Below are 19,829 nucleotides of genomic sequence, written 5' to 3' on the forward strand. Positions count from 1 at the left end.
CCGTCGAAGAACACGACGCCATCTACCAGGCCATCCGCGCCGGCGACCCCGAAGCCGCCGCCCACGCCGCCGCCACACACATCGACAACACACTCGACGACTACCGCAGAGAGATCCAGCAACGCCTCTTCTCCCCCTCCGGCTGATCCCGGCTGATCCCGGCCGATGCCCCCACTGCGTAACGACACGGGGCGTGGGCTCAGACGCCGGCGTCGGCCGCGGAAGGCGCCGTCCCGTCCCAGATACCGCTCGGCAGGGAGCCGCCGGTCACGGCCAGAAGTCGTCGTCCGGCGTGCTCCGGCCGGATGTTGGGGCCCTTGGCGGCTCTGGTGTCCGGCCGGCGCGCGAACGTGTCGATCGCCTGCTCGTCGATCGTGATGCCGAGGCCCGGCGTGTCTCCGAGGACGAAGGCGCCGTTCTCGACGTACAGGTCGAGCGACATTCCGACCGGCGGGTACAGGTCCTGCAACTCGCTCGCCATGTGGTTCGGCACCGACGTCGCGGCGTGCAGCAGCGCGACCGGCGTGGTGCCGATCGGGCTGACCGGCAGGTCATGGGCGTGCGCCAGGGCAGACACCCGGAGAAAGTGGGTCACCCCCCAGACCGCGGCCGTCTGGACGATGTCGACTGCTCCCGCGGCCAGCAGCGGACGAAACTGCTCGAGCCCGGTCAGGTTCTCCCCCGAGGCGACGGAGGCGCGGATCCCGCGGCCGACGACGGCCAGGCCTTCGGCGTCCCACCGCCGGACCGGCTCTTCGATCCAGGTGAGATCCAAAGTGCGCTCGAGCTCGCAGACGTGCCGGACCGCCTGCTTGCGGGTCCATGCCTCGTTCACGTCGAGCATCAGGCCCGGCCGCAATCCCTGCCCGGCCTCGGTCAGGACATCACGTACCAGCGTCAGGCGGTGCCGGTCGCGTTCGATGTCGAGGCCACCCTTGAGCTTGGCCGCCCGCAGGCCGTGCTGGGCGTAGACCTGGTAGACGGAGACGAGCTCGTCGTCGGTCAGGCCGATGTCGAGGCCCGAAGCGTAGGCGGGAACCCGCCTGTCCCGTCCGCCCAGCAGACGCCAGAGCGGTTCACCGGCCGCCTGTGCCTTGATGTCCCACAGGGCGGTGTCGAGTGCACCGATCGTGCCGAACACGGCGCCCGCGTGCCCCGCCTTGAAGGTCTGCCGCAGCATCCGGTCGTAGAGCGCCGTCACGCCGCGCGGATCCTCGCCCTCGATGGCGGCGAACACGGCGTCGATCTCCACGTGCGGCCCCAGGCCGACGCCGGTGATCCCCTCGTCGGTGTCCACCATGACGATCGGCGCCGAGACGACTCCGTCGGGGAAGACACCGTTGGCGTCACCGACGGGACGGCCCCATTCCTGGACCGTCGTCATGGTCCGATACCCCGTGATCCGCATGTCAGCCCTTCGTGGAACCGGCGGTGACGCCGTCGGCGATCTGGCGCTGGAGGAACAGATACAGCATCAGCACGGGTATCGCGGCGATCAGGACTCCCGAGGCGAAGGTGGGAATGTCGTCGGAGTACTGTCCGCGCAGTGAGTTGACCCCGATCATGAGGGTCCGATGCTCGGGCGACGCCATCATCAGCAGGGAGATCAGCACATCGTTCCAGCAGAACAGGGTGTCGAGGATTCCTACGGAGAGCAGCGCCGGAACGCCCAGCGGGAGCATGATCCGCCGGTACACCCCGTACACCGTGTTTCCGTCGATCCTGGCCGCGTCGACGATCTCCGCCGGAATGGTCCTGTAGTGGCTCGTCATCAGGAAGACGGTGAACGGGAGGAACTGCGCGACGTAGGCCAGGATCAGTCCCGGGTAGGTGTCGACGAGCCCGCTGTCGGCCATGACCCTGGTGAGCGGCACCATGATCACTTGGAACGGGATGAACAGCCCCGCGAGACAGCCCAGGAAGATCACCGAAGAGCCGCGGAACCGCAGTTGACTCAGCGCGAAGCCCGCCATCGACCCCAACAGCAGCAGCAGGGCCACGGCGAACGACACGACGATGAACGAGTTGGCGAAGTACCGCGCCATTCCGGCGCCGGCCCACGCCTCGGCGATGTTGTCCCAGCGCAGGGAATCCGTCGGGGAGAACCGGTCGAGGATGTAGTCGCGCCGGGTCTTCATCGCGACGTTGGCGGTGAAGACGAGAGGATAGATCGTCGCCAGCGCGAGAGCGGCCATCGGGACGGCGGCCACCCACCTGGCCAGACGCATGCCGGGCATCAGTCCTGCCTCCCCGCACGGCGGAGCAGAGTGATCTGCAGGAGCCCCACCACGAGCATGACGACGAAGAGAACCGTCGAGGCGGCCGAGGCGAGCGCCGGCCGGTTCATCTGTCCCTGCTGGTGCCAGATGTAGTACTCCGGCAGGTAGGTCGATCCCTCCGGTCCCCCGCTGGTCATGACGAAGAGCAGGCCGAACATGGACGTCAGCATCCCGATCATCGTGGTCACGAAGACGAACTGGATGGTGCGCGTCAGACTCGGGATGATCACGTGCCAGATGACCTGGCGGAGCGACGCGCCGTCCACGCGGGCGGCGTCCAGAAGCGAGGCGTCGAGGGTGCTGAATCCGGCGAGGAACACCACCAGAGCCATACCGAACGTCGCCCAGATGTGCACGCCGACAACCGTGAACATGGAGATGCCCGGATCGCCGAGCCAGTCGACCGGTCCGACGCCGATCGCCCCGAGGGCGGCGTTCAACGGGCCGTCGAACCCGAGCATGAGGTTGAAGATCGCACCGACGATCACCGGGGAGAGCACAGCCGGGAAGAAGTAGACGCTGCGGTAGACCCGGTGACCCGGAACGCGCAGATAGATGAAGGTCGCGAGCAGGCCCGGAATCGCCACCGCCACGGGAAGCAGCAGCACCAGCAGCCCGACGTTGCGCAGCGAGATGTGGAACAACGGGTCGCCGGCCAGCTCCAGGTAGTTGCTCAGGCCGACCGGGGTCCCGTTGAGCTCGCCGTCGCCCGTGAAGGAGAAGTTGACCCCGAGGACGAGCGGCCACAGCCGCAGCACCACGATGATCAGTACGGCCGGGGCCACCAGGACGTAGGGGGCGAGGCGTTCCGCGCGCGCCCCACGGGAGGCCGGGCGGATAGCCGCCCCCTCGCGAGGTCCCCGCTGCTTCGTCGTCGCTCCGCCGGCCCGCCCGGAGCCTGCCGGGCGGACCAACGGCGACGAACCTCCGAGCGGCACGCGATCAGCCCGCCCGGTCGGAGGCGGCCAGCTGCTCCACCGCCTTGTCCACCGTGGTCGACCCGCTCAGGAGCTGCTGGGACAGCCTTCCCATCAGGTCCAGGGTCTTGGAGGACAGCGCCACGTGCAGGGCGGGCTTGCCGGATTTGATCTCGGACACGATCGCGGCGACGGCCGGGCCGGCCTGCGAGACGTCGATCGTCGTGTCGGACGCGATCGCACCGGCCTTGGAGTAGAACGCGGTCAAGGCGTCGGTCGACGTCAGGGATCGCACCAGATCGGCGGCCAGCCCCGGATCCTTCGTCCACTTCGCGACCGCGTAGCCGATGCCGCCGTCGTACGGAAGGCTCGGGGTGGCCCCGTCGGTGACGACGGGGGCCTGCATGACGCCGATCTTGTCGGGCGGCAGGAACTCGCCGAAGTCCTTCCAGTGCCCGATGTCCGACATCAGCCCGATGATGTGGGCGGCCTTGCCGGTCTCGAAGACTCTGAAGATGTCGGTGAACATCGCGGTGGAGTTGGCGCCCTTGTTGTTCAGCCCCTTGTCGTTGGCGTCCTTCCACAACTCGAAGATCCGCTTCACGTGGGGAGAGGTCCAGTCGCGCTTCCCGCCGATCCAGTCGTCGTACTCCTGCGGCGTCAGGATGCCGGATCCGAGGCCCGACATGAAGAACTGGATCCCGAAGCCTTCCTTGTTGCCGAGCGCGAAGCACGCGGCCCCGGTCGCCTTCTTGATGGCGGCGCAGTCGCCGGCGAACTCGTCCCATGTCCTGGGCGGGTTCGCCGGGTCGAGACCGGCCTTCTCGTAGAGCGCCTTGTTGTAGTAGATCGGGTGCCCCTGCAGGGTCACCGGCGCGGCGTAGATCTTGCCGTCCTTGCTGAACGCGTCCCAGCCCGCCAGCCGGCTCTTGTCCCCGGCCACGTACTGGTCCAGCGGAAGGAGCGCGTCGACCCGGTCACGGATCTGCCCGCCGCCGTTGAAGAGCATGACGTCGGGCCCCTTGTTGGACTGGATGGCCGTGCCCAGCAGGGTGTAGTACTGGTCGAACGGCTGGGCGACGAACTCGACGGTGACCCCGGGATGCCGCTTGGCGAAGTCGGCCTTCGCCTTCTCGATATACGCCGCCGCGGCCGGTTCACCTGACTTCCAGTCCCAGACCACGAGCTTCTGCTGCTTCTGCTGAGAGTCTCCGGACGGGGACTCCGTCCGTGCCGCGCTCCCGCAGCCGGCCACGGCCAGTCCCGCGACCATCACCGCCGACCACAAGGCTCTCTGCTTCATCGCTGCTCTCACTCTCCGAGAGCGGCCGGCGGACCCGGCCGTGTCGGGCGAAAGGTAACTCGTATGACGTCTGACGTCAATAGACGTCGCGTATACTGGCGCGGTGGCGCTCCTTGGCCAGGGCCACCGGAGGGGGATATGACGGCATCGCAGGAAACGGCCGGCGGTACCCCGGCGCCACCGGCCTGGGTACGACGCCCGGCCAGCCTCGCCCGAGCGGTGACCGCCGAGCTGGTGGAGCGCATCGTACGCGGCGTGCACCCGCCGGGGACGCCACTGCCCCCCGAGCCCGCGCTGTGCGAAGCCTTCTCCGTGAGCCGCACCGTCGTCAGGGAGGCCGTGAAAGTCCTGCAGGAGAAGGGGCTGGTACAGGTCCGCCAGGGCGCCGGCACGATGGTGACCCCGCCCGCGATGTGGGACATGCTCGACGAGCTCGTCCTCGCCGCGACCATCGCCGAGGACGAGAGCCTGGCGATTCTCGACGACCTCGTGGTGACGCGGCGTGTGCTCGAGTCCGACATGGCGAACGTCGCCGCCCGCCTGGCCGGGCCGGACACGGTCGAGCGGTTGCGCGCGCTGGTCGACCAGATGGACGAGCTCGTGGACGACCACGTCACGTACGCGGAAAGCGACCGCGCCTTCCACGACACGATCATGCAGGCGTCGGGAAACCGCATCGCCCGAGGCGTCGTACGGGCACTGGAGAGCCAGGTCGTGAACACCGCCCGCTACATGGGCCGGACCGAGCGAGCCCTGTGCGTGGCGTCGAACCTGGGCCACCGGCGCATCTACGAACGCATCGCCGCCCACGATCCCGAGGGCGCCTCCGAGGCGATGTTCAATCACATCACCGAGGCCTGGCTCGTCCGCCGCAGCGGACCGGCCGATCCCGTACGGCTGCGGCGTTAGGCCGCGTCCCCGTGCCGGCGGCCGCCCCGCCCGGGCAGGGCTGGGGTGGCCGCTTGGCCTGACCGCCCGTTCGCGTCCTCCGGAACGATTCGATCGCCGGGCGGTGAAAGTTTCATCGCGGCACGTCGGTGGTGACCACGAGCGCTTCCCTGGTCAGACGCGGGAGCGACGGCTCGTCTCGGGCAAGGGCCCCGTCGCGTCGGAAAGACCCGGTGTTGACAAATCTTGTCACGGTCATATTTGCTCCGCTGCACCATCGGCTCCAGCCTCTCGAAAGAAAGGAGATTCGATCACGGCGCCCGATGTGAGCGCTAACATGCCTGCCCGCGACCGGCCTGTCCCTGTGCGCCGGGCCGGCGGGTTTCGATAGGCGGAACGCGCGCGCCGGGTCGACCCGGACATTCGCCGAGTCAGCGGTCGGAAAAGCCGGGACGGCTGACGCGGTCACCCCAGAAAAGGTGCAGGCAAGAATGGCTCCCCATCTACGTGTGTCACCACGGGAACGGCAAAGGAACTTGCGTGATGTCGAGGCATAGGTCCCTCTTCACCGCTGTCGCGACTGCGGCATTGCTCGTTCTGGCTACGGCACAGACGGCGCTGGGCGACAGTGCGACCACGTCTCTCGCCAGGAAGAGCGCCCTCGCGGCCACCGCGGGATGCGGCAAGACTCCGACGCTGAGAAGCGGTACGCAGTCGATTACCACCAGCGGGAAAAATCGCAGCTACATCCTGAGAATTCCCGACAACTACAACAACACGACCCCCTACCGGTTGATCTTCGGATTCCACTGGAACGGTGGCACCGCAAATGACGTCGACTCGGGTGGAACCAGCGGGTACCCCTGGTCCTATTACGGGCTCAGGGCATTGTCGAACAACACGGCGATCTTCGTCGCGCCGCAGGGCATCAACAACGGCTGGGCCAATTCCGGCGGTGAGGACATCACTTTCGTCGACGACATGATCCGGCGGATCGAGGCGGACCTCTGCGTCGACACGACGCAGCGCTTCGCCATGGGTTTCAGCTACGGCGGCGGCATGAGTTACGCGCTCGCCTGCGCCCGGTCGACGGTCTTCCGCGCCGTGGCGGTCTACTCCGGCGCACAGCTCAGCGGGTGCGGCGGCGGCACCCAGCCCATCGCGTACATCGGGCTGCACGGCCTCAGGGACCCGGTGCTCAACATCTCTCTGGGCCGGGGGCTGCGTGACACGTTCGTCAGGAACAACGGCTGCACGCCCCAGAACCCGCCGGAGCCGGCGCAGGGCAGCCTGACGCACATCGTCACCTACTACTCGGGGTGCCGAGCCGGGTATCCGGTCGCGTGGGCGGCGTTCGACGCGGGTCACACGCCGAATCCCGTGGACGGGAAGTCCGGCGACCTCGAACCTGGCGAGAACTCCTGGACCAGGCCAGTGGTGTGGAATTTCTTCGCGCAGTTCGCAGGCGACAACCCGACGCCGCCGGCCTCACCCTCTCCCTCGCCGACCGTCTCGCCGACGGGTAATCCTCCGGCGACGAGCGCCCTCAAGGGTGTGGCGTCGGGACGCTGCCTGGACGTCAACGGCGCCTCGCAATCCAACGGCGCCCAGGCGCAGATCTGGGACTGCAACGGGCAGCCCAACCAGCAGTGGACCTCCACCAGCGCCGGTGAGCTGCGCGTCTACGGCAACAAGTGCCTCGACGTCAACGGCGGCGCCACGGCCGACGGCACCAGCGTGATCATCTGGGACTGCAACGGCCAGAACAACCAGAAATGGCGCCTCAACACCGACGGCACCATCATCGCCGTCGGCGCGAACAAGTGCCTGGACGTGTCCGGCGCCGGCACCGCCAACGGCACCAAGACCCAGATCTGGACCTGCCACGGCGGCACCAACCAGAAGTGGACCCGCGCCTGACCCTCAATCCCTCACCGGGGCGGCCGAAGCGCCGCCCCGCGCGGGCGAGAGCCTCACACGAGCCGGTCCGCCCGAGATCCGCGCGGACCGGCTCGCCTTTTCCAAGTGCCACACGGCCGGGCACCGCCTCAAGCGTCCCGCCCACCCGCCGCCGTGCCTCGTCGGTGCCGGCCTCGTGGTCGTACCGGACGTAGGCCGTCCGCCCGTAACCCATGCGTCTGGAGAACCCCAATGGCTGATGTATCGCGAAGGCAACTGCTGAGACTCGGTGCGATTGGAGCCGGAGCCGCGCTGTTGCCGGTGCAGTGGACGGCCACTGCGCGTGCCGCGTCGGCGCCGCCGCCGGAGGTACGCGCCGCCAACGATCTGGCGCTGTGGTACGACGAGAGCGCCGGCACGGACTGGCTGCGTGCGCTCCCGATCGGCAACGGCCGCCTGGGTGCCATGGTGTTCGGCAACGTCGACACCGAGCGGCTGCAGCTCAACGAGGACACCATCTGGGCCGGCGGCCCGTACGACCAGAGCAATCCGAAGGGCGCGGCGGCACTGGGGCAGATCCGGCAGCTGGTCTTCCAGAACCAGTGGAGTCAGGCCCAGAGCCTGATCGACCAGAACATGCTGGGCAATCCCTCCGCTCAGCTGGCGTACCAGACCGTCGGCAATCTGCGGCTGACCTTCGGCAGCGCCAGCGGCGTCTCGGAGTACACCCGGTTCCTGGACCTGACCACGGCCACCACGACGACGTCGTACCTGCAGAACGGTGTCCGGTATCGGCGAGAGGTGCTCGCGAGCGCGCCGGACCAGGTGATCGCCCTGCGCCTGACCGCCGACAAGCCCGGGTCCATCACGTTCTCCGCGACGTTCGACAGCCCCCAGCGGACGACGCGTTCCAGCCCGGACGGTACGACGGTGGCGCTCGACGGCGTCTCCGGCGATCAGAGGGGTCTGTCGGGCAAGGTCAGGTTCCTGGCACTGGCCCGGGCCGTCGCCGACGGAGGCAGCGTCAGCAGCTCCGGCGGCACGCTGCAGGTGAGGGCCGCCAACAGCGTGACCGTGCTGATCTCCATCGGCTCCAGCTATGTGAACTACAAGGACGTCAGCGGCGACTACCAGGGCATCGCGCGGCGATACCTCGACGCCGCCAACGGCAGGACCTACGACGACCTGCGCGCCCGGCACGTGGCCGACTACCAGCGGCTGTTCGGGCGCACCACGCTCGATCTCGGCCGCACCGCGGCGGCCGACCAGCCGACCGACGTACGGATCGCGCAGCACGCCACCACCAACGACCCGCAGTTCTCGGCGCTGCTGTTCCAGTTCGGCCGCTACCTGCTGATCTCCTCATCGCGACCGGGCACCCAGCCGGCCAACCTGCAGGGCATCTGGAACGACTCGCTGACCCCGTCGTGGGATTCGAAGTACACCCTCAACGCCAACCTGCCGATGAACTACTGGCCGGCCGACACGACGAACCTGTCGGAGTGCTACGAGCCGGTGTTCCGGATGATCAACGACCTCACGGTCACCGGTGCCCGCACGGCCCGGGTGCAGTACAACGCCGGCGGCTGGGTGACCCACCACAACACGGACGGGTGGCGGGGCTCGTCGGTCGTCGACTTCGCCACGTCCGGCATGTGGCAGACCGGCGGAGCGTGGCTGGCCACCATGATCTGGGATCACTACCTGTTCACCGGCGACCTCGAGTTCCTCCGGCAGTACTACCCGGCGATGAAGGGTGCCGCGCAGTTCTTCCTGGACACCCTCGTACAGGAGCCGAGCCTGGGATATCTGGTCACGAACCCGTCGAACTCGCCGGAGCTGACCCACCACTCGGGCGTCAGCGTGTGCGCCGGCCCCACCATGGACAACCAGATCCTGCGCGACCTGTTCAACGGCTGCGCCAAAGCCTGCCAGGTGCTCGACGTCGACGCCGACTTCCGTACGCGGGTCCTGGCCGCCCGGGACCGGCTGGCTCCGATGAAGGTCGGGTCGCGCGGCAACATCCAGGAGTGGCTGTACGACTGGATCGAGACCGAGCAGAATCACCGGCACATCTCGCACCTGTACGGCCTGCACCCCAGCAACCAGATCACCAAGCGCGGCACGCCCACCCTGTACAACGCGGCGCGGAGGACCCTCGAACTGCGCGGTGACGACGGCACCGGCTGGTCTCTCGCCTGGAAGATCAACTACTGGGCCCGGATGGAGGAGGGCAACCGGGCGCGCAACCTGATCGGCCTCCTGGTGAGGACGGACCGGCTCGCGCCGAACATGTTCGACCTGCACCCGCCGTTCCAGATCGACGGCAACTTCGGCGCCACGTCCGGCATCACCGAGATGCTGCTGCAGAGCCACAACGGTGAGCTGCACGTGCTGCCCGCGCTGCCGACGGCCTGGCCGAGCGGGAAAGTGCAGGGCCTCCGGGGACGTGGCGGCTACACGGTGGACGCGACCTGGAGCTCCGATGGGGCCATCGAGATCCTCGTCAAGTTCGACCGCGACGGCACGGTCAACGTACGCAGCCGTATCTTCACCGGGACCTACCAGGTCGCCGACGCCGAGACCGGTGGTGCCGTCACCGTCACCAAGCCCGAGGCCGACGTGATCGCGTTGCCCGGCCAGGCTGGCCGTACCTATCGTCTGACCGGGTCCGGCGGCGGCACCCCGCCGTCGGCATATGTGCGGATCGCGAACGTCACCACCGGTCTGGCGCTGGACAGCGGCGGCAACGTGGCGTCGGGGTCGAACCTCAAGCAGTGGAACTGGGACGGCAGCACGAACCTGCAGTGGCAGCTGGTCGACCTGGGCGGCGGGTGGTATCGGATCGTCAACCGCACCAACGGCATGGTGGCCGACAGCTGGGGCAACACCGCCAACGGCGCCAACGCCAGGCAGTCGGCCTGGAACGGCGGCAACAACCAGCAGTGGCGCCTCAACGATCTGGGCAACGGCCGCTACCAGATCGTCAACCGCGGCACCGGGACGTCTCTCGACGGCATGGGCTACACCACCGCCGGCTCGGCCGTCGGCATGTGGACGCCCAACAGCAGCACCAACAACCAATGGACCATCACCGCGGTCTGACCGACACGCGGCACACCCTGTCCTTCCGTGATCCGGTTGAGGACCTCCACAAGGAGACCTTCCCGCGAATCCTCGGCGGCCTGCCCGGATTCGCGGGAAGGTCCTCGGCCCGCACGTGGCTGCCGGGGAACGTCCTCGATGTCATCGCCGGACTCACTCCACTTCTGTTGTGAACGCATCAAGTTCTGTTCATTCGCGGCGAAAGTCGTTAGCCTCGACGCGATCGGTCTCACCGGTCCGAGCCGCATCCCCCTCATCCAGGGGCCGTACCTCGTGGAGAGCAGAAGTGACGATGGCGCGCTGGTTGGGCCGGTTGCTTCTGCCGGTCGTCGTCGGCGTGCTGGCGATGACCGCCCTGGCGGCGCCCGCTTTCGCCCATGGCCAGCTCGCGATGTCGACACCGGTCAAGGACAGTACGGTGCGCGAGCCGATGGAGTTCCTGTCGCTCTACTTCACCGAGGCGCCCGCCCCGAACGCGTACTTCGCGGTCACCGCCCCCAGCGGCGCCCGGGTCGACCGGCCCTGGACGCACGGTCAGCCCAAACGTCTCGACAAGCCCGTCCAGGAGTACAACCTCGTCGACGGGGTGTGGGAACCGAGCGTGTACAACACGGGGTTCCCAGCGGAGATCCCGGTCGCCTACTGGCCGGAGCGGGGCGAGTACGTCGTGCGCTATCTGTCGATCGCCTCCGACGGCGAGCCGGTGCAGGGAGAACTGCGGTTCACCTACAAGGGCAAGACCTCGGGGCCGCCCAAGGGCTGGCAGGCCCCGGACAACGAGCCCGACTCCAGCCTGCTCGCCTCGGCCGAGCCCGGGAGCGGCACCCAGGCCCCGGTGCCCGAGGCCGGCGGGAGCCCGGCCCCGGGAACACAGGCCGGCGGCAGCCCGGCCCCGGTAACACAGACCGGCGGCAGCCCGGCGGCGATGGGCCCCGCGGTGCCACAGGCCGGCGCGGCGGCGGTTCCCGAAACCGGCGGCAGTCAGGGCGCCGTGCCCGAAACCGGCACGGCCGGCACCGCCGCCGGGAACGCGCAGCCGGCCGACTCCGGCACCGGGCTGTCGGTATGGCTGGTGCCCGCGGTCCTCATCGTGGGAGCGGGCGTCCTGGTGGTGCGTGCGGCACGCAGGCCCGCGCCCACCACCACGGCGGCCCGGCGGCCTTCCGGCCGCCCGCAGGCCAAGACGCCCTCACGCGCGCCGGCGTCCCGTACTCCACAGCGCCCCAAATCCGCCAAACGACGCTGACTTGCCCCACCCCCTTCAGGAGAACCCCCCATGACGATCGTCCCTGCGCGCCTGCGCCCGTTGCTCGCCGCGCTCCCGCTCGGCGCGGCTCTGCTGATGGCCACGTCGGCCTGTGGCGGGTCGGATGCCGCCACCCCCGCCCAGTCGGCTGCCCCGGTATCGACCGAGCCGGCTGCCCCGGCTACCACCGAGCCCGCTCCCGCGGCCCCCAGCGAGTCGGCCGCAGCCGCCCCCGCCGAGTCGGCCGTGAAGGAGATCACCGTCACCGTCGCCGGTCGGAAGGTCACGCCGCCGCCGGGACGGATCGAGGTGACCAAGGGCCAGACGGTGCGGATCACGGTCACCAGCGACGCCGCCGACGAGGCGCACCTGCACGGGTACGACAAGGAGGCCGCCCTGCAACCCGGAACCCCCGCGAGCATCGAGTTCGTCGCCGACCAGACCGGGCTGTTCGAGATGGAGACCCACGAGTCGGGACTGCAGCTGTTCCAGCTCGTCGTGCGTTAGGCGGGCGGGATGCTGCTGGCTCACGGCATCGGCGGCCGCCAGGACCTGCCGATCCCGTTCTCGGCCGCGCTGATCGGCGCGATCCTCGCGTTGCTGGTGTCGTTCGTGGCGCTCGGCGCACTGTGGAAACAACCGCGCCTGGGCGGCGACCGTCCTGACGCCCGCTCGCTGCCCACCGCCGTCCGGACGGCGGTGACCGCGCCCGCCTGGCGGTGGGCCTGGCGTATCGCCGGGCTCGTCGCCGCGGCGTACTTCTGCATCGGGTTGCTCTTCGGCCCCGATCGAGCCGACAACCCCACGGCCGGGGCGTTCTACGTCCTGTTCTGGGTCGGCCTGGTGCCGCTTTCGCTGCTGTTCGGCCCGGTGTGGCGCGGCCTGAACCCGCTGCGGACGCTGCATCTGCTGGCCTGCAAGGGGCTCGGACGCGATCCCGAGCTCGGCCTGCGGCCGCTGCCTGCGGGCGTCGGCTACTGGCCCGCCTGCGCGGGCCTGTTCGCGTTCGTCTGGCTGGAACTGGTCGCTCCCGAACGGGCCACCCTGCCGGTCATCGGAGCCTGGCTCGCGGCCTACGCCGTGCTCATGCTCGCCGGGGCGGTCGTCTTCGGCTCCCGGTGGTTCGACCACGCCGATCCGTTCGAGGTCTACAGCGACCTCGTCGGCAGGCTCGCCCCCGTGCACAGGCGCCGCGACGCCGTCGTGGTCTGGCGCAACTCCCTCGACGGCATGGCCGGGCTACGACCGGCACCGGGACTGACGGCACTGGTGGTCGTGCTCCTGGGCTCCACCATGTACGACAGCCTGTCCAATGCCCCGGTATGGGTGCGCTTCGTGCAGGAGAGTTCGGTGCCCTCGCCGGTCACGGGCACCGCCGGCCTGGTCACCGTCATCGCTCTGGTGCTCGCGGCCTACCGGACCGCGACCGCGCTCGCCGGCCGATGGGGCGCGGCCCAGCCCGGCACGACGGCGGGCGAGATCGCCCACTCGATCGTGCCGATCGCCGTCGGATACGTCGTCGCCCACTACTACACCCTGTTCCTCCTGGAAGGGCAGCGGACCATCGCCCTGCTGTCCGACCCGCTGGACACCGGCGCCGACTGGCTGGGCACCGCCGGGTGGACCATCCAGGCGCTCGGCACCACCCCCGCCGGAGTCGCCACCCTCCAGGTCACGGTCATCGTCATCGGCCACGTGCTGGGCACCGTACTGGCCCACGACCGCGCACTGGCCCTGTTCCCCCGGCGTACCGCCGTCCTCGGGCAGATTCCCCTGCTCCTGCTGATGGTGGTCTACACCGTCGTGGGCCTGCTCCTCCTGTTCGCCGCCTGAGCGGGAAGGCGAAGGCCGGGAAGGGGAAGGCCGGGAAGGAGCAGGCGCCGTGCGGTCATGCCGACTGCCTGAGCGACATCACCGCCCACGGCGCGAGTTCGACGTCGAGGTCGAGCACGCCGGTGTCGGGCACGATCAGCGTGAACCTGAGGAGCGAGTCGGCGACCCTGCTCAGGTGCTCGCTCTCGGCCCGGGACGGGTTGAGGGGGGACCCCAGCTGATACCAGGCCTCGGCGACGTTCCCGTGCTCCCAGTCCACGATCTCGACGAGGAACGCGGCGCCCGGCTCCAGCCCGCCGATCGAATGCCGGATCCGCCGGCTCGGCCCCATCTGGGCCAGCGCGCGCGTCGCCGCGTACGAGTTCTCCGACCGGACACCCCGCATGGCCATGTCCTCGGGGTAGTTGAAGAACACCGCCGACACGGCCGACATCCGGCTGTCACGGGTCACGACCCCGTCGGACGTCGCGAGCAGCAGCCGGTCGCCGAGCCTTTCCAGCATGGTGAAGGCGTGGAACGTGGGCTTGTGGATGCCGGCCTCGTTCACGATGCCGAATCCGCCGTGAAACGGCCCGATCCCGGCGCCGCCCTCCTCGAAGACGTCCGTGAAGGTCCAGTAGGAGATCGAGTCGGCGAGGGTGGCGCACTGCAGATACGACCGCGTGATGGAGGTCGCCGCGAACAGCGTGTCGTGGATGAAGTCACGCGATGACGGCGACGTCGACCACTCCGTGATGTGGATCTCCGCATCGGGGTACGGGCTGTTGCTCACGAGCTTGCGCAGCAGGGTCAGGTCGTCGAACGTGGCATCGGCGTACCGGGTGATGTGCACCGCCTCGCCGTCGGCGGCGAACGCGAAGTCGGTGGGGTAGGTGTGCGTCGAGATGAAGTCGATCGGAAGTCCGCGCTCCGCGCACCAGGCGATGAAGTCCTCGATCCACACCGGGCGCCAGTCGAGCGCGTCCACGTCGGAGGCGGCGGCCGTTTCGTGCGTCGCGGCGCGGTCCTCGACCTCGCCCTTGTAGCGGTCGTCGGGGACGAAGACGCTCGTCGCGGGCCCGCCCACCTTCAACGCGGGATCGATGTTCTTGATCGCCGTCACGGTCTGCTCGTAAAGCTCGAAGTACTCGGTCTTCGTCCCGGTCCAGAAGTGGGGAACCAGGTTCGGCTCGTTCCACACCTCGAACCGCCATTCCCGCACCTCGTCGAGGCCGTAGCGGTCGATCCAGTGCTCGACCGACCTTGTGACCAGCTCGACCCAGCGCGCCATGTCCTTGGGCGGGCTGCAGTGAGCGCCCCACCAGAACACCGTCTCCGTCACCGTCGCGAGCTCGCGCGGCATGAAACCCAGCTCGACGAACGGACGGACACCGCGGCCCACGATGAAGTCGAACACCTTGTCCACGTAGCTGAACGTGTACACGGGCTCGGCAAGGGGGGAGTTCGGCCCGAACCCGCCACCATAACTCTCCCGGTACACGAACATGTCGTCATGGAAGACGCCGTGGAAGCGGATGTACTCGATTCCACATGCCTCGACGACCTCGGCGAATTGCCGTTGCCAGTCCGCGCGCAGTGCCTCGTTCGCCCGTCCGGCGCCGATGCATTTGCTCCACACGTGCGGGAAGGCGCTCTCGTCGCACACCTTCCCGTCGATCCGCAGCCGGAGCTCGGACACACTGTCGCTCGTCATGGTCTCACTTCTCTTCACAGGGTCGTTTACAGGTGGGAGATGGCCGGCGGCGGGGCGTTCCTAGCCCTTGATGGCGCCCAGCGACAGACCTGACTGCCAGTACCGCTGCAGGCTGAGGAACGCGATGATCAACGGGACGATCGTCAGCAGCGCGGACGTGATCACGAGATTCTGGACGAGGGCGCCGTTCCCGGCCGACGAGCCCAGCTTGTTCCACTGGTTGATGCCGACGGTCAGCGGATACCAGGCGGGATCCTTGAGCATGATCAACGGCAGGAAGTAGTTGTTCCAGATCGAGACGAACGAGAAGAGCAGGACCGTCACGCTCGCCGGCGCGAGCAGCGGGAGCGCGATCCGGAGAAAGGTCCTGAACTCCCCCGCGCCGTCGATCTTCGCGGCCTCGAGCAGGCCGGTCGGCACGGCTTCGGCCGTGAACACCCACATCAGGTACAACCCGAACGGGTTGATGAAGGACGGGATGAGGATCGCCCACGGGGTGTTGGTCAGGCCGAGGTGCGCGAACAGCAGGAACTGCGGGATCGCCAGGGCGATGCCGGGGACCGAGATCGATCCCAGCACGACGAAGAGGAACACTCGCTTGCCCGTGAAGTCGAGCTTCGCCAGGGCGTACCCGCCGAGGGCGGCCAGGAAGGTCGACACGGTCGCGCCCACGACCACGTAGAGGAGGGTGTTGAGGAGCCACCGGGAGAAGATCCCGTCCTGGTAGCGGAACACCCCCACGATGTTGTCCCAGAGGGCGAATTCGCGACCGGGTGCGAGCCCGAACGACGAGACGAAATCGGCCTGCGACTTGGTCGCGTTGATGACGAGCCAGACGAGCGGCAGCAGGCAGTAGAGGGTGAACAGGGCCGTCATCACGGTGAGAGTCGTGCTCTTCCTGGGATTGTCCACCGTGTAGAGCCGAAGGCCGCGACCGGAACGACGGATCGGCGTGCCCAGGGCTTTCCCGCCCTCGGCCCGCGGGCTACTGATCGGATGCATTCCTCAACCCTCTGATCTGGACGGCGTAGGCGACGGCGATCGTGATCGCCGCCATGACGAGCGCGAGCGCTGCCGCATAGCCCTGCTGGGAACCGGTGAACGCCAGGTTGTACGCGTACAGGTTGGGCGTGTAGAAGGTCGTGACGCCGCTGTTGGCCACCATGGTGGGCAGGATCTGCGGTTCGTTGAACATCTGGAACGTGCCGATGATCGAGAAGATGATCGTGACGACCAGGGATCCGCGCAGTGCCGGCAGCTTGATCGCGCGGATGACCTGGAACTCGTTCGCCCCGTCGATCGCGGCCGCCTCGTACAGTTCGCGCGGGACGGCCTTGAGCGCGGCGTAGAAGATGAGCATGTTGAAGCCGGTGAAGGCCCACGTCACCATCAGCCCGATGGAGATGAGCGTGGTCCCGGGGGCGAATGGGTCGATGTCCGTGCCCAGGGCGTTGTTGAGGCTGCCGAACAGGCCGTACTTGACGCCGAGCAGGAATCCCCACATGAGAGTCGACACGATCGCCGGCACCGCGTAGGGCAGGAAGATCGTCGCCCGCATGAACCTGGTGCCGTGCACGCGCATGGAGTCCAGCGCCAGCGCGAGCGCCATGGAGAAGAACAGCATGATCGGCACCTGGACGAGCGTGAACCGCACGACGCGTCCCACCCCGTCCCAGAACTGCGGATCCTGGAACAGCTTGCCGTAGTTGGCGAACCCGACGAACGTGGTGCCACCGATGAGCCTCTCCTGGAAGAGGCTCAGGTAGGCGGCGTACAGGATGGGCACGATGAACACGAGCGCGAACAACGCGCCGAAGGGCGCGATGAACGCCAGTCCGATCTGCGATCTCCGGCGCTTCCCGGCCGGCGCCGGATGCCGTTCCTCATCCGGCGACGCCATGGCCGAAGGGGTGACGTCGAACCGACGTGCCAGGTCCATGTCCGTGTTCCTTCCGATCCATTGCGGTGCCCGGCTCGCTTCTTCGCCGGCTGTTGTGCGGCGGCTGTGTCGCACGCGACCCGCCGTGACGAAGAATTCCTAGTCCACTTCGAAGCCCTGCTCGTTGCCGTACTGGATGCAGCGCTGCTTCCACTGTTCGAGGATCTCGGCGAGCTTGACCTTGCCCGAGGTGTAGAACGGTGACGCGATGTCGCCGTAGATCGAGCGCGCCCACTCGAAGAACGGCGGATACTGCCAGCCGCTCCCGACGACCTCCGAGGCCTCGGCGAGCACGGCGCCGACCTTCTGGCCGCCGAAGTACTTGTTCGCCTTGCCCTGGAACGCCTCGCTCTCCAACACCGACGTGTTCGGCACGAAGGCTCCCGCGTCGACACGGGACGACAGACCGCCGCCGTGCGTGAAGTACTCGAGGAACTTGAACGCCGCGTCCTTGTGCCCGGCCGCGGCCGGGATGCCGAAGGAACTTCCGCCGTTCTCCGCTCCGACCTTGTCTCCCTGCTGCCACTGCGGCATCAGGGCGACCCTGAAGTCACCGGCGGCCTTCGGCGCGCGCTCAGGCAGCGTCGAGGTCAGCCAGCCGCCCATGGTCTGGGAGGCGAGGGTTCCGTCGTTGAGCGTCCGGTTCCAGTCGTCGGACCACCCCGTGACCTTGGTGTTGATCAGGCCCTCGTCGAGCATCTTCTGCCAGAAGGCCACCGCCTTGGTCGTGCCCGCATCCGTGAAGTCGATGTGCACCTTGTTGCCGTTCACCTTGAACGGGCGGCCGCCGGCCTGCCAGATGAGCGACAGCAGGAAGAAGATGTCCCCCGTGTCCTGGGCGATGTAGTAGTCGCCGCCGAGCGCGTGCACCTTCTTGGCGGCCTCGTAGTACTCGTCCCAGGTGGCCGGGGCCTTGTCGATGCCGGCCTTCTTGAGCGTGGCGGAGTTGTAGAACATCGCCGACGGTCCGTAGTCGGACGGCAGCGCGTAGACCTTGCCGTTGACCGTCACATCACCCCACGCGGCCGGGACGTAGTCGTTCTTGAAGTTCGCGACGCCGAACTCTCCGAGGTCGGTGAGCTTGCCGGGGATGGCGAAGTAGGGCACTGCGAAGTACTCGAACATCACGAGGTCGGGCACACCGGAACCGGCCTGGATGGCGTTGTCGAGCGCCTTGTACTCGTCCTGGGACGAGCCTCCGTTGACGACCTCGACCTTGATGTTCGGGTTCGCCGCCTGGAAGCCGGGGACGGCCTTCGCGACGGTGCCGTCCCAGCTCCAGACCGTCAGCTTCACCTGCTCGTCGCCGCCGCCGGCCGCGCCGCCGCCGGCCGAGTCGCTTGAGCCGCTTGAGCCGCTTGAGCATGCGGCCAGCGCGAGCATCGGCACGAGTACTGCGGAAAGGAGCCTTGCCTTCTGGGAGAGCCGCATGGGCCTCTCCTCTCACCCAGAGGATGGTTACGAAAATCTTTCGCAACTTGTTCGTTGCTGCCAGGACAGTAGGTGGTGTGTCCATCCGGTGTCAACGGGGTGAACAGGCGAGAATGCCTGGCAGCATCTGGCGGATACGACCCCGTGGTAGGTTTCGAAATAGTTTCGTAGCCCTGGAAGGAGCCCTGATGCCACGGCGAGGTCGTTCCGAGCGAGCCACCTTGGCGGATGTCGCCCGACTGGCCGGCGTCTCGCCGACGACCGCGTCGAAGGTCCTCAACGGACGCAGCGATGTGGGGGCGAAGACGCGTGAGCTCGTCCTCGGAGTCATGGCCGAGATCGGCTACAAGCCGACGGCGGCGCGTCACGAGCAGACACGGGACAGGGCCCTCGTCACCATGCTCGACTTCGTGGAGTCCCGTTATGCCGGGACGGTGCTCCAGGGGATACTCGTGGCCGCGACCTCCGCGCAGGCCGAGCTCCTTCTTCGCCTGCCGCCCGACGAGCCGATCAGCACGAACCGTACGGCGGCCCGTGCGTGGGTGGAGGAGCAGAAGGCGTCCGGCGTCGCCGGCATCATCGCGCTCGCCGTCGCCGTGCCCGACGCGGTGCTCCTCGCCACGGAGGATCTCGAGGTGCCCGTCGTGACGATCGACCCGATCGACACGACCGAATCGCGTGTCGTCAGCATCGGCTCCACCAACTGGGCGGGCGGTCGCTCCGCGACCGAGCACGTCATCAGGCACGGCCACCGCAGGATCGCCTGGATCGGCGGCCCGCCGGGCTCAGCCCCCTCGGTGGAACGCTTCCACGGATACCAGGCCGCGCTCGACTCGGCCGGCATCACGCCGGACCGCGCGCTGATCCGCCATGAGGCGTTCTCCGTCGAGGCGGGACTCCGGCACGGCCGTGACGTCCTCTCCCTCGACGAGCGGCCGACCGCCGTCGTCGCGGGCAACGACGAGATCGCCGTCGGCGTCCTCGCCGCGGCCAAGGAGCTTCACATCGCCGTCCCCGGCGAGCTGTCGGTCACCGGGTTCGACGACACGCCGCAGACCGAGTGGACCACGCCCCGGCTCACGTCCGTCCGGCAGCCTCTCGTCGGCATGGGCCGGATGGCCGTCGAGACCGTCCTCGACATGGCGGACGGCGTTCAGCCCGCCTCCCGGCACCTCCAGCTCGCGACGACGCTCAGCGTCCGCGACTCGACGGGCCCCGTCCCGTCGTCCTGATCCGCCCAGGTCCGGCACAACATCGCGGGCGGGAACGCCTCGATGCCTCCCGGCTGTCAGCGCG

Annotated in this window: 16 protein-coding genes; 8 read left to right on the forward strand and 8 right to left on the reverse strand. The window is 68.3% G+C overall.

Annotated features, from left to right (window positions below):
- Positions 1-146, forward strand: a 146-nt coding sequence (locus tag IL992_RS42755) for an FCD domain-containing protein (RefSeq protein WP_193209002.1), incomplete at its 5' end; no start/stop codon positions are given.
- A 53-nt stretch (positions 147-199) separates the two neighbouring features.
- Here IL992_RS42755 and IL992_RS42760 read toward each other — a convergent pair.
- Genes IL992_RS42760 through IL992_RS42775 form a run of 4 tightly spaced genes read right to left on the reverse strand, consistent with a single transcriptional unit; the run spans position 200 to position 4,499 of the window.
- Positions 200-1,384: a mandelate racemase/muconate lactonizing enzyme family protein gene (locus IL992_RS42760; RefSeq protein WP_226874818.1), complete on the reverse strand. Its 1,185-nt coding sequence runs from the start codon at positions 1,382-1,384 to the stop codon at positions 200-202.
- Positions 1,385-1,409: 25 nt separating this feature from the next.
- A complete protein-coding gene (locus tag IL992_RS42765) occupies positions 1,410-2,237 on the reverse strand; it encodes a carbohydrate ABC transporter permease (protein ID WP_193209004.1) in 828 nt (275 codons plus the stop codon).
- The gene (locus IL992_RS42770) at positions 2,237-3,193 is read right to left on the reverse strand and encodes a carbohydrate ABC transporter permease (protein ID WP_226874819.1); all 957 of its coding nucleotides are present in this window, start codon (positions 3,191-3,193) and stop codon (positions 2,237-2,239) included. Before IL992_RS42770 ends, IL992_RS42765 begins: the two co-directional genes overlap by 1 nt.
- Before the next feature lie 28 nt (positions 3,194-3,221).
- Complete coding sequence (locus IL992_RS42775; RefSeq protein WP_193209006.1) at positions 3,222-4,499, reverse strand: ABC transporter substrate-binding protein; 1,278 nt, start codon at positions 4,497-4,499, stop codon at positions 3,222-3,224.
- Between the two features lie 219 nt (positions 4,500-4,718).
- On the opposite strand from IL992_RS42775, the gene IL992_RS42780 reads away from it, so the two are divergent.
- From IL992_RS42780 to IL992_RS42805, 6 genes are all read left to right on the forward strand, one after another.
- Positions 4,719-5,408: a FadR/GntR family transcriptional regulator gene (locus IL992_RS42780; RefSeq protein WP_319019190.1), complete on the forward strand. Its 690-nt coding sequence runs from the start codon at positions 4,719-4,721 to the stop codon at positions 5,406-5,408.
- Between the two features lie 567 nt (positions 5,409-5,975).
- On the forward strand, positions 5,976-7,307 hold the full coding sequence (locus IL992_RS42785; protein WP_226874820.1) for a lectin: 1,332 nt from the start codon (positions 5,976-5,978) through the stop codon (positions 7,305-7,307).
- Positions 7,308-7,538: 231 nt separating this feature from the next.
- Positions 7,539-10,391, forward strand: a complete 2,853-nt coding sequence (locus IL992_RS42790) for a glycosyl hydrolase family 95 catalytic domain-containing protein (RefSeq protein ID WP_193209009.1) — start codon at positions 7,539-7,541, stop codon at positions 10,389-10,391.
- Positions 10,392-10,683: 292 nt separating this feature from the next.
- Positions 10,684-11,637 carry a copper resistance protein CopC gene (locus IL992_RS42795; RefSeq protein ID WP_193209010.1) on the forward strand — a complete coding sequence of 318 codons (954 nt, stop codon included), beginning with the start codon at positions 10,684-10,686 and terminating at the stop codon, positions 11,635-11,637.
- A gap of 30 nt (positions 11,638-11,667) precedes the next feature.
- Complete coding sequence (locus tag IL992_RS42800) at positions 11,668-12,144, forward strand: cupredoxin domain-containing protein (RefSeq protein ID WP_193209011.1); 477 nt, start codon at positions 11,668-11,670, stop codon at positions 12,142-12,144.
- A 9-nt stretch (positions 12,145-12,153) separates the two neighbouring features.
- The gene (locus IL992_RS42805; RefSeq protein ID WP_193209012.1) at positions 12,154-13,470 is read left to right on the forward strand and encodes a hypothetical protein; all 1,317 of its coding nucleotides are present in this window, start codon (positions 12,154-12,156) and stop codon (positions 13,468-13,470) included.
- 55 nt (positions 13,471-13,525) lie between these two features.
- On the opposite strand, the gene IL992_RS42810 is transcribed toward IL992_RS42805, so the two are convergent.
- The 4 genes from IL992_RS42810 to IL992_RS42825 all read right to left on the reverse strand — a co-directional run bounded on the left by IL992_RS42810 (position 13,526) and on the right by IL992_RS42825 (position 18,533).
- Positions 13,526-15,163: a GH39 family glycosyl hydrolase gene (locus tag IL992_RS42810; RefSeq protein ID WP_193209013.1), complete on the reverse strand. Its 1,638-nt coding sequence runs from the start codon at positions 15,161-15,163 to the stop codon at positions 13,526-13,528.
- A gap of 60 nt (positions 15,164-15,223) precedes the next feature.
- Positions 15,224-16,075: a carbohydrate ABC transporter permease gene (locus tag IL992_RS42815; RefSeq protein ID WP_319019191.1), complete on the reverse strand. Its 852-nt coding sequence runs from the start codon at positions 16,073-16,075 to the stop codon at positions 15,224-15,226.
- 73 nt (positions 16,076-16,148) lie between these two features.
- The gene (locus IL992_RS42820) at positions 16,149-17,102 is read right to left on the reverse strand and encodes a carbohydrate ABC transporter permease (RefSeq protein ID WP_193209015.1); all 954 of its coding nucleotides are present in this window, start codon (positions 17,100-17,102) and stop codon (positions 16,149-16,151) included.
- A gap of 99 nt (positions 17,103-17,201) precedes the next feature.
- Complete coding sequence (locus tag IL992_RS42825) at positions 17,202-18,533, reverse strand: ABC transporter substrate-binding protein (protein ID WP_193209016.1); 1,332 nt, start codon at positions 18,531-18,533, stop codon at positions 17,202-17,204.
- A gap of 221 nt (positions 18,534-18,754) precedes the next feature.
- Between IL992_RS42825 and IL992_RS42830 the strand changes: the two genes are divergently transcribed.
- Positions 18,755-19,765, forward strand: a complete 1,011-nt coding sequence (locus IL992_RS42830; protein WP_264295204.1) for a LacI family DNA-binding transcriptional regulator — start codon at positions 18,755-18,757, stop codon at positions 19,763-19,765.
- Positions 19,766-19,829: the final 64 nt, after the last annotated feature.

It is taken from the genome of Microbispora sitophila (assembly GCF_014892245.1).
Taxonomy (GTDB): domain Bacteria; phylum Actinomycetota; class Actinomycetes; order Streptosporangiales; family Streptosporangiaceae; genus Microbispora; species Microbispora siamensis.

Coding starts and splice junctions, on each gene's coding strand:
- IL992_RS42800 (WP_193209011.1), top strand. CDS start 11,668: ATGACGATCGTCCCTGCGCGCCTGCGCCCGTTGCTCGCCGCGCTCCCG.
- IL992_RS42810 (WP_193209013.1), bottom strand. CDS start 15,163: ATGACGAGCGACAGTGTGTCCGAGCTCCGGCTGCGGATCGACGGGAAG.
- IL992_RS42820 (WP_193209015.1), bottom strand. CDS start 17,102: ATGGACCTGGCACGTCGGTTCGACGTCACCCCTTCGGCCATGGCGTCG.
- IL992_RS42760 (WP_226874818.1), bottom strand. CDS start 1,384: ATGACGACGGTCCAGGAATGGGGCCGTCCCGTCGGTGACGCCAACGGT.
- IL992_RS42805 (WP_193209012.1), top strand. CDS start 12,154: ATGCTGCTGGCTCACGGCATCGGCGGCCGCCAGGACCTGCCGATCCCG.
- IL992_RS42825 (WP_193209016.1), bottom strand. CDS start 18,533: ATGCGGCTCTCCCAGAAGGCAAGGCTCCTTTCCGCAGTACTCGTGCCG.
- IL992_RS42790 (WP_193209009.1), top strand. CDS start 7,539: ATGGCTGATGTATCGCGAAGGCAACTGCTGAGACTCGGTGCGATTGGA.
- IL992_RS42795 (WP_193209010.1), top strand. CDS start 10,684: ATGGCGCGCTGGTTGGGCCGGTTGCTTCTGCCGGTCGTCGTCGGCGTG.
- IL992_RS42775 (WP_193209006.1), bottom strand. CDS start 4,499: ATGAAGCAGAGAGCCTTGTGGTCGGCGGTGATGGTCGCGGGACTGGCC.
- IL992_RS42765 (WP_193209004.1), bottom strand. CDS start 2,237: ATGCCCGGCATGCGTCTGGCCAGGTGGGTGGCCGCCGTCCCGATGGCC.